Source organism: Nonomuraea sp. NPDC001684 (genome assembly GCF_053596515.1).
In genome coordinates, this window is sequence record NZ_JBSFGJ010000441.1 from 1 (window position 1) to 7,761 (window position 7,761).

Annotated in this window: 7 protein-coding genes; 3 read left to right on the forward strand and 4 right to left on the reverse strand. The window is 71.1% G+C overall.

The features are described 5' to 3' along the window. From ACWCSD_RS43045 to ACWCSD_RS43055, 3 genes are all read right to left on the reverse strand, one after another. Positions 1–569 (reverse strand): carbohydrate ABC transporter permease (locus ACWCSD_RS43045; protein ID WP_449923826.1); only part of this gene is annotated, 569 nt, incomplete at its 3' end. Next, positions 566–1,492, reverse strand: coding sequence for a carbohydrate ABC transporter permease (locus tag ACWCSD_RS43050; RefSeq protein ID WP_358291853.1), 927 nt, complete (start codon positions 1,490–1,492; stop codon positions 566–568). The genes ACWCSD_RS43050 and ACWCSD_RS43045, both read right to left, overlap by 4 nt. After that, positions 1,489–2,796 carry a sugar ABC transporter substrate-binding protein gene (locus ACWCSD_RS43055; protein WP_449923831.1) on the reverse strand — a complete coding sequence of 436 codons (1,308 nt, stop codon included), beginning with the start codon at positions 2,794–2,796 and terminating at the stop codon, positions 1,489–1,491. The genes ACWCSD_RS43050 and ACWCSD_RS43055 overlap by 4 nt, the downstream gene beginning before the upstream one ends. Positions 2,797–2,931: 135 nt before the next feature. Here ACWCSD_RS43055 and ACWCSD_RS43060 point away from each other — a divergent pair, with 135 nt between their 5' ends. The 3 genes from ACWCSD_RS43060 (at position 2,932) to ACWCSD_RS43070 (ending at position 5,703) form a co-directional block, all read left to right on the forward strand. Further along, entirely contained in the window at positions 2,932–3,726 is a 795-nt protein-coding gene (locus ACWCSD_RS43060; protein WP_397160804.1) for an NAD-dependent epimerase/dehydratase family protein, read from the forward strand. 82 nt (positions 3,727–3,808) lie between these two features. Next, on the forward strand, positions 3,809–4,771 hold the full coding sequence (locus tag ACWCSD_RS43065) for a LacI family DNA-binding transcriptional regulator (protein ID WP_364342723.1): 963 nt from the start codon (positions 3,809–3,811) through the stop codon (positions 4,769–4,771). Continuing rightward, positions 4,768–5,703 carry an aldose epimerase family protein gene (locus ACWCSD_RS43070; protein ID WP_397214618.1) on the forward strand — a complete coding sequence of 312 codons (936 nt, stop codon included), beginning with the start codon at positions 4,768–4,770 and terminating at the stop codon, positions 5,701–5,703. Before ACWCSD_RS43065 ends, ACWCSD_RS43070 begins: the two co-directional genes overlap by 4 nt. Here the strand turns inward: ACWCSD_RS43070 and ACWCSD_RS43075 are convergent. After that, positions 5,693–7,738 (reverse strand): SpoIIE family protein phosphatase, encoded by a 2,046-nt coding sequence (locus tag ACWCSD_RS43075; protein ID WP_449923836.1) that lies wholly within the window; start codon positions 7,736–7,738, stop codon positions 5,693–5,695. The two genes, ACWCSD_RS43070 and ACWCSD_RS43075, sit on opposite strands and share 11 nt — an antisense overlap. Positions 7,739–7,761: the final 23 nt, after the last annotated feature.

The following is a 7,761-nucleotide window of genomic DNA, read 5'->3' on the forward strand; positions in this document are numbered from 1 at the left end:
AGCTCGCCCGCGCCGTCGATGCGGGCGGCCTCCTCCAGCTCGACCGGCACCTCCTTCATGAACTCCGTCATGACCAGGATCGAGAAGCCCCAGGCGCCGACGGGCAGGATCATCCCGGCGTACGTGCCGATCAGGTTGAGGTGCAGGACGGGCAGGTCGGCGAGGACGAGCGACAGCGGGATCGCGATGATCTCCTCGGGCAGCATCATCGTGGCCAGCATGAGCAGCATCACGACGGTCATGCCGCGGAACCGCTTGCGCGCCAGCGAGTACGCCGCGAACACGCTCACCAGCAGTTGCAGCAGCAGCCCGAACCCCACGACGACGAAGGAGTTGACCAGGTACAGGTAGACGTTCTTCTCCCCGGCCTGGACGAAGTTCTCCAGCGTGAGGTCGTCCGGCCACAACGAGAAGGACGTCGGGTCGAGCGTCCTGCTGAACGCGCTGACCAGGAGCCCCACCAGCGGCCCGGTGAAGACCAGGACCATCGCCGAGTAGAGCGCGACCTTCCCGAGGGTGGCCGCCGGCCCCTTGCGCGCCTCCAGGCCCAGGGCGCTGTCGAACCTCATGTCGCCTGCCTCCTGCGCAGCGTCTGCACGACCAGGGTGAGCGCCAGCGTGGCCAGGAAGAGCACGATCCCGCCCGCGGCGGCCACCCCCAGCTCGTTCTTCTGGAAGCCGAGCTTGTAGATCAGCGTCATCAGCACCTCCGACGAGCCGTTGGGGCCGCCGTTGGTCAGGACGTACACCTCGACGAACACCCGCAGCCCGCGGATGGCGGCCAGCGTGAACAGGATCCAGAACACCGGCCGCAACGCCGGCAACGTGATGTGCCGCAGCCGGTGCCGGGTGGCGGCGCCGTCGACGGCGGCGGCCTCGTACAGGCTGCGGTCCACGCCGACCAGACCGGCCAGGAAGATCATCATGTCGTACGGCGTCCCGCGCCAGACGCTCATCATCATGATCGACCAGAGCGAGGAGTCCTCGCTGCCCAGCCACGGCTGCGGATCGACGCCCACCCAGCCGATGACGACGTTGAGCAGGCCGGTGTCGCCCGGATGGAACATGATCCGCCACACCTCGGCGACCGCCGCCATCGTGGTGACGACCGGGAGGAAGGCCGCGGTCCTGACGAACCACAGGTAGCGGGCGGGCCCCTCGATGAGCAGCGCGAGCACGAGCCCGAGCAGGAGCGAGCCGACCGTGGTGCCGAGCGCCAGCACGAGACTGTGCCAGGCGGCCGAGACGAACGCGTCGTCGGCGATGATCGTGCGGTAGTTGCCGAGGCCGACCCATTCGTCGGAGGCGTACTGGACCTTGTTGAAGCTCTTCCACAGGCCGAGGGCCATCGGGATGAACTTGAAGTAGAGGAACAGCAGCAGGGCGGGCGCCAGGAACAGCCAGGCGACCAGCGTTCCGCGCCGCCGCGCCCGCCCGGCGCGGCGGCGCGGGGCGGCCGTCGTGGCGGGCGTCCCCGTGACGGTCGCGGTCATGACGCTTTCTGGCTCTGCAGTTCCTGGTTGAGCCTGGCGGTCAGCTCGGCCATCTTGGCCTTGACGTCGGCGCCGCAGTCGGCCCACACGGTGTTGATGACGTCGGCCGAGTCCTGCCGGATGGGCGCCCAGTTGGGCACCGGCGGCGCGTAGACGGCGTGCTCGTAGGACTCCTGGAACACCTTCCAGCGCGGGTCCTGCCGCTCGGCGGCCAGGTCGACGCCCTTGTTCACGGGCAGACGGACGATGGCGCCGTTGGCGTCCTTGTTCATACCGATCCGCTGGCCTTCGGGGGAGATCGCGAACTCGGCGAACTTCTTCTGGGCGTCGGCCAGGTCCGAGCCGACCATGAGGTAGACGTTCTCGCCCTCGCCGAGGGTGCCGGGACCGCCGGACGGGCCCTTGGGCACCGGCAGCACCTCGATCCTGTCGGTTCCGACGCTCTTGACGAACCGGGCCAGCACGTACGGCCCGACCAGGTAGATGCCGCCCTGCCCCTTCTCGAACACCTCGTGCGTGACGGTGGTGTCGTTGCTCACCGCGCCCGGATTGACCGTCTTGCTCTTGCAGAACTGGTCCTGGAGGAACTGGACGGCCTCCACGGTCCTGGGGTCGTCCGTCATCGCGGCGAACTTGCCGGGTCCGGTGGGCTTCACGAAGTCGCCGCCGTTGGCGTAGACGAGGGAGGAGGCGTACCAGGAGGCGTAGCCGCGTTTGGTGCCGGCCGGGATCACGAAGCCCGCGGTGTTCTGCTGCCCGTCGCCGTCCGGGTCCTTCTCGGTGAAGGCACGCGCGAGCGCGGCCAGGTCGGCCCAGGTCGACGGCGGACGCATGCCGACCTTCTCCCGCCAGTCCTTGCGCACGATCAGGGCGAAGGCCTGCGCGGAGAAGGGCGCGCCGTAGAACTTGCCGTCGGAGCCGGTGGCCGCCTTCCAGGCCAGGTCGGAGAGCTGGTCACCGCCGGCCAGCCGGCCTTTGTCGACCTCCTGCAGCCAGCCCTGCGAATGCATGTTGCCGAGTTGGGCGGTGTCGTTGATGACGATGTCGGGAAGCGCCTTCTGGGCGGCCTGCTGGTTGAGTTTCGTCTCGAAGTCGTCAAAGAGCGCGACGACTTTGGTCCTGACCCCGGTGGCCTTGGTGAAGGCGTCGGCGAGTTTCACCGCCGTCTTCGCGGAATCGGAGTCGGGCGGTTGCCTGATCCAGATCTCCAGCGTGTCGTTCCTGCTCGATCCCCCGGAACCGCAGCCCGTCAGCGTTGCGGCCAGGGCCGCGACGAGCGCGGCCCTCAGCAAACGGCGTGACATCAGACCGCCTCCCGTTCACATACGTGGACACGTGTCGTGTGCATGAACTTGTTCCTGTGACGGTAACTACCGCGAGACAAGGCGGTCAATATTCAAGTATGTGAATTTGAATCAGGATTGTGTACAACGGTGGGCATGCGCATTCTGATGACCGGCGCCGCGGGAAAAGTCGGCACGCTGCTCCGTCCGCGGCTCGCCCGTCCAGGCCGTACGCTGCGGCTCTCCGACCTCCGGCCGGTCGAGCCGGGACCGGACGAGGAATGGGCGGGCGCCGACCTGGCCGACCCCGCGGCCGTGGCCGAGGCCATGAAGGGCGTGGACGCCGTCCTCCACCTGGGCGGCCAGAGCCGCGAGCACCCGTGGGAGGACATCGTGCACGCCAACGTCAACGGCACCCAGGTCCTCATGGAGGCCGCCAGGAACGAGGGCGTCCGGCACCTGGTGCTCATGGGCAGCCACCACGCGGCCGGCTTCCACACCAGGCCGCGGGACGGCTCCGACCTGCCCGACTACGCCTTCCCGCGGCCCGACACCTTCTACGGCGTCAGCAAGGTCGTCATGGAGGCCCTGGGCAGCCTGTACCACGACCGGTTCGGCATGAACGTGACCGTGATCAGGCTCGGCACCTGCAACGAGGGCTCGGCCGACACCCGCGGCCTGGCCACCTGGATCTCGCCCGGCGACCTCGCCCGCCTGGTGGAGGCCGCGCTGGTCGCGCCCGGCTACCACGTCGTCTGGGGCGTCTCGGGCAACGCCCGCCGGTGGTGGTCGCTGGAGGAGGCCCGCCGCCTCGGCTACGAGCCCCGCGACGACTCCGAGCCCCAGGCCGCCGCCCTCGTCGCCGAACAGGGCGAGCCCGACCTGTCGGACCCGGTGCACGACCGCGCCGGCGGGATGTTCACGCTCAACGAACTCGGCGGCTCCTGGTAGGCAAACGGTTGCAGAAACCTTGACGCCGGGACCGCCGAAGGTCAAGGCTTGGCTCTGGCAACCGTTTGCAAGGAGGACGGCCATGACGGTGACGATCAAAGACGTCGCCCGCGCCTGCGGCGTGCACGTGTCGACCGTCTCGCGCACGTTCTCGGCGCCGCACCTGGTCAATCCTGCCACGCGGAACCGCGTGCTGGCCGCCGCCGACGACCTCGGCTACCGGCCCAACAGAGCGGCCAGGGCGCTGACGACCGGCCGCACGTTCAACCTCGGCCTCATCGTCGCCGACATCGCCAACCCCTTCTTCCCGCCGCTGATCAAGGCCGCGCAGGCGCAGGCGCGGGGGCGCGACTACCACGTCTTCGTGGCCGACACCGACGAGGATCCGCGGGTCGAGGAGGAGCTGATCCGCACGTTCGCCAAGCAGGTGGACGGCGTGCTGCTGTGCAGCCCCCGGCTGTCCAACCGGATGATCGAACGCCTGGCGGAGGACGTGCCGTTCGTGCTGGTCAACCGGCGGATCAAGGGCATGCCCGCGGTGCTGATGGACGTCGGCAAGGGCGCCAGGCTCGCGCTGGAGCACCTGGCCGGGCTCGGCCACCGCAGGATCGCCCTGCTGTCCGGCCCGCCCGGCTCGTGGACCAGCAACGAGATGCAGGCCGCCGCGGCCGAGATGCCGGGCCTCGACCTGCTCTTCTTCGGCCCCAACCAGCCCACCGAGTCCGGCGGCCTGGCGGTGGCGCCGGAGGTGGCCGCCTGCGGGGCGACCGGCGTGCTGGCCTACAACGACCTCGTCGCGCTGGGCCTCATCGAAGGGCTCACCGCGATGGACGTCGAGGTGCCGGGCCGGATCAGCGTCATCGGGTTCGACGACATCCTGCCGGGGCGGCTCGGCCGGCCCAAGCTCACCACGGTGGCGATGCCCGCCGCGGTGGCCGGCCGGATGGCGGTCGACCTGCTGCTGCAGTCAGAGGGCGAGGGCGCGGTGATCAACCTGGACACCGACCTCATCGTCCGCGAGTCCACGGGAAGGGCCAACTCATGATCTTCGGAACGCTGCCGTCGGGGGAGACCGTCGAGCGCGTGGAGCTGTCGTCCGGACGGCTGCGCGCCGAGGTGCTGACCTACGGCGCCGTCCTGCGCTCGCTGGCGGTCTCCGGCCTCGACGTCGTGCTCGGCCTGGACACGCTGGAGGACTACCGCACCCGCAGCCGCTACTTCGGCGCCGTGGTCGGCCGCTACGGCAACCGCATCGCCGGCGGCCGCTTCACCCTCGACGGCCGTGAGCACCGCCTGCCGGTCAACCACGCCCCCAACAGCCTGCACGGCGGCACCGAGGGCTTCGACGGCAAGGTATGGACGATCACCGCCCGCACCCCCGCCTCCGTCACCCTGGAACTGACCAGCCCCGACGGCGACCAGGGCTACCCCGGCACGCTCACCGCCGCGGTCACCTACACGCTGGAGGACGACGCCCTCCGCCTCGACTACGCCGCCGAGACCGACGCGCCCACCGTGCTCAACCTCACCAACCACTCCTACTTCAACCTGACCGGCGGCGGCGACGTGCTCGGTCACCTGGTCAGGCTGGACGCCGCCCACTACCTCCCGGTGGACGACGGCAAGATCCCCACCGGGGAGCTCGCGCCGGTCAAGGGCACCCCCTTCGACTTCACCGAGCCGCACGCGGTGGGCGAGCGGATGGGCGGCGCCTACGACCACTGCTACGTGCTCGACGGCGACATCGAGGTCAGCGCGGGCGGCCTGACCATGCGGGTGACCACCACCGAGCCGGGCGTGCAGTTCTACACGGGCGGCATGCTCGACGGGGTGGCCACGCCGTACGGGCCCTTCGCCGGGTTGTGCCTGGAGACCCAGCACTTCCCCGACTCGCCGAACCAGCCGCACTTCCCCTCGACCGTGCTGCGGCCCGGCGAGCGCCACACCTCCTCGACCACCTACCGCTTCACGGCCTGACCCCGCGCAGCTCCGTCGCGGCCTTGATGACCAGCAGCGCCACGTCGTCCTGCGACGGCTCCTGGGCGAACGTCTCGACCGCGTGCCGCACGCGTTCGGCCACCGCGTGGGCGCTCAGTCCGCGGCAGGTGGACAGCAGCGCCGACAGGCCGTCGTCGTCGTCGAGCAGCCGGTCGCCGTCGCGCCGCTCGGTCACGCCGTCGGTGACGCACAGCAGCACCTCCTCCGGCGCCAGCTCGAACGTCTCGACGTAGAACCTGGCGCCGGCCTCGACGCCGAGCAGCAGTTGCGGCGCGGCCACCGTGTCGACCGCGCCGTCGGCGCGCAGCAGCAGCGGCGGCGGGTGCCCGGCGGACGCGATCGTGCACAGCGCGCCGCCCTGGGGCAGCGGGATCAGCTCCCCGCACAGCAGGCTCAGGAAACGGCCGTCGTCGCCCTCCTCCAGCAGGGCCTGGTTGAGCCGGTCGAGGATGTCGGCCACCGTGTAGTGCTCCTTGGCCAGCAGCCGGACGGCGTGCCGGGCCAGGCCGGTCACCGCGGCCGCCTCGGGGCCGCTGCCGCACACGTCGCCGAGGGCGAAGCACCAGTGGTCGGAGACAGTGAACAGGTCGTAGAAGTCGCCGCCCACGTCGGCGCCCTCCTCGGCCGGCTCGTAGACGACCGCCGACTCCAGGCCCGGCATGGGGGCCACGCGCATGGGCAGCAGGCTGCGCTGCAACACCCGGGAGGTGGTCGCCTGGCGGGCGTACAGCATGGCGGTGTGCAGGTTGAGCGCGACCAGCCGGCACAGGTCGGCCAGCAGGTCGGCCAGCTCCAGCGGCAGGGTCGGCTCGGCGCGGCCGATCACCAGCGCGCCGTGCGACCTGCCCTGCGTGAGCAGCGGGAACGACAACACCGTCTCGGGGCCGACCGGCCAGCTCACCTCGTTGAGCGCGGTGCGCGGGATCGCCGGCAGCGACCTGCGCAGGTTGGCGTTGTAGCGCTCCTCGCTGTGCCAGACGTGGGCGAGCCTGGTCATGCCCGCCAGATCGGTCAGGTAGACCGCCGCCCACGTCGCGATCTTGGGCACGACGAGCTGCGCGGTCAGCGCGGCGATCAGCTCCTCGTCGTGCACCCCGGCCAGCAGCTCGCCCGCCTCGGCCAGGAACGACAGCCGGCCCCGGTGGGCGCGCTCGCGCTCGGCCAGCCGCTCGCGCTGCACCGGCACGGCCACCTGGTCGGCGATGTGCTGCAGACTGACCGTGAGCTCCTGGTCGAAGCGGCCCGGCTGGGCCGCGGTCACCACGATGTAGCCGGTCACCTCGCCGCCCACGCTCATCGGCGCGCACGCCAGCGACCTGGCCCGCAGCTGCTGGGCCAGCTCGACGTCGCCGGCCAGCAGGTCGTCGATCATCGACGGCGTCCTGCCGTCGGGGCCGAACACGCCCGCGGCCAGCACGCCGACCAGCCCCGCCGTCGCGCCCGCGCCCGCCGCCACGCCGAACCGGTCGCCGCCCTCGGCGGCCAGCAGCACGTACGCCGCGTCGCCGCCGCTGCTGGTCTGGACGATCCGCGCGATGGTGTCCAGCAGCTCCGCGAACGGCATGTCCCGGTCGAGCAGGTCCTTGATCCGCCGCCCGGCCTCCCGGCGCAGCGGCGCGGCCGGCGGCGTCAGCACGTAGCGGTGGTCGCCGGCCACCATCATCCAGATCGACCGCCGGTCCTGCGGCCCGCCGCGGCTGCGCACGTGGGAGACGTAGACGGGGATCAGCCGGCCGTCGAGGTGGCGCATGCGCGCCTCGCCCCGCCAGCGGCCCAGGGACAGGGTGCCGGACAGGGGCATCGCGTACGGGCCGTGGCCGCGCCAGGCCACCAGGTCGGCCAGCGGCCTGCCGACGGCCTGCTCGGACGTCCAGCCCAGCAGGTGCTCGGCCTCGGAGTTCCACGACTGCACGGTCCCGTCGCCGTCGGCGAGCAGTACCCCGACGTGCAGCCTAGCGACTCGATCAGCGACCCGGCGCGCAAGGCCCGCTACCTCGACTTCGCGGTCCGGCACATCAACTACGCGCTCGGCGACAA

Excerpts from the sequence above, each read along its gene's own strand:
- ACWCSD_RS43050 (WP_358291853.1), bottom strand. The coding sequence starts at position 1,492 with ATGACCGCGACCGTCACGGGGACGCCCGCCACGACGGCCGCCCCGCGC.
- ACWCSD_RS43055 (WP_449923831.1), bottom strand. The coding sequence starts at position 2,796 with ATGTCACGCCGTTTGCTGAGGGCCGCGCTCGTCGCGGCCCTGGCCGCA.
- ACWCSD_RS43060 (WP_397160804.1), top strand. The coding sequence starts at position 2,932 with ATGCGCATTCTGATGACCGGCGCCGCGGGAAAAGTCGGCACGCTGCTC.
- ACWCSD_RS43065 (WP_364342723.1), top strand. The coding sequence starts at position 3,809 with ATGACGGTGACGATCAAAGACGTCGCCCGCGCCTGCGGCGTGCACGTG.
- ACWCSD_RS43070 (WP_397214618.1), top strand. The coding sequence starts at position 4,768 with ATGATCTTCGGAACGCTGCCGTCGGGGGAGACCGTCGAGCGCGTGGAG.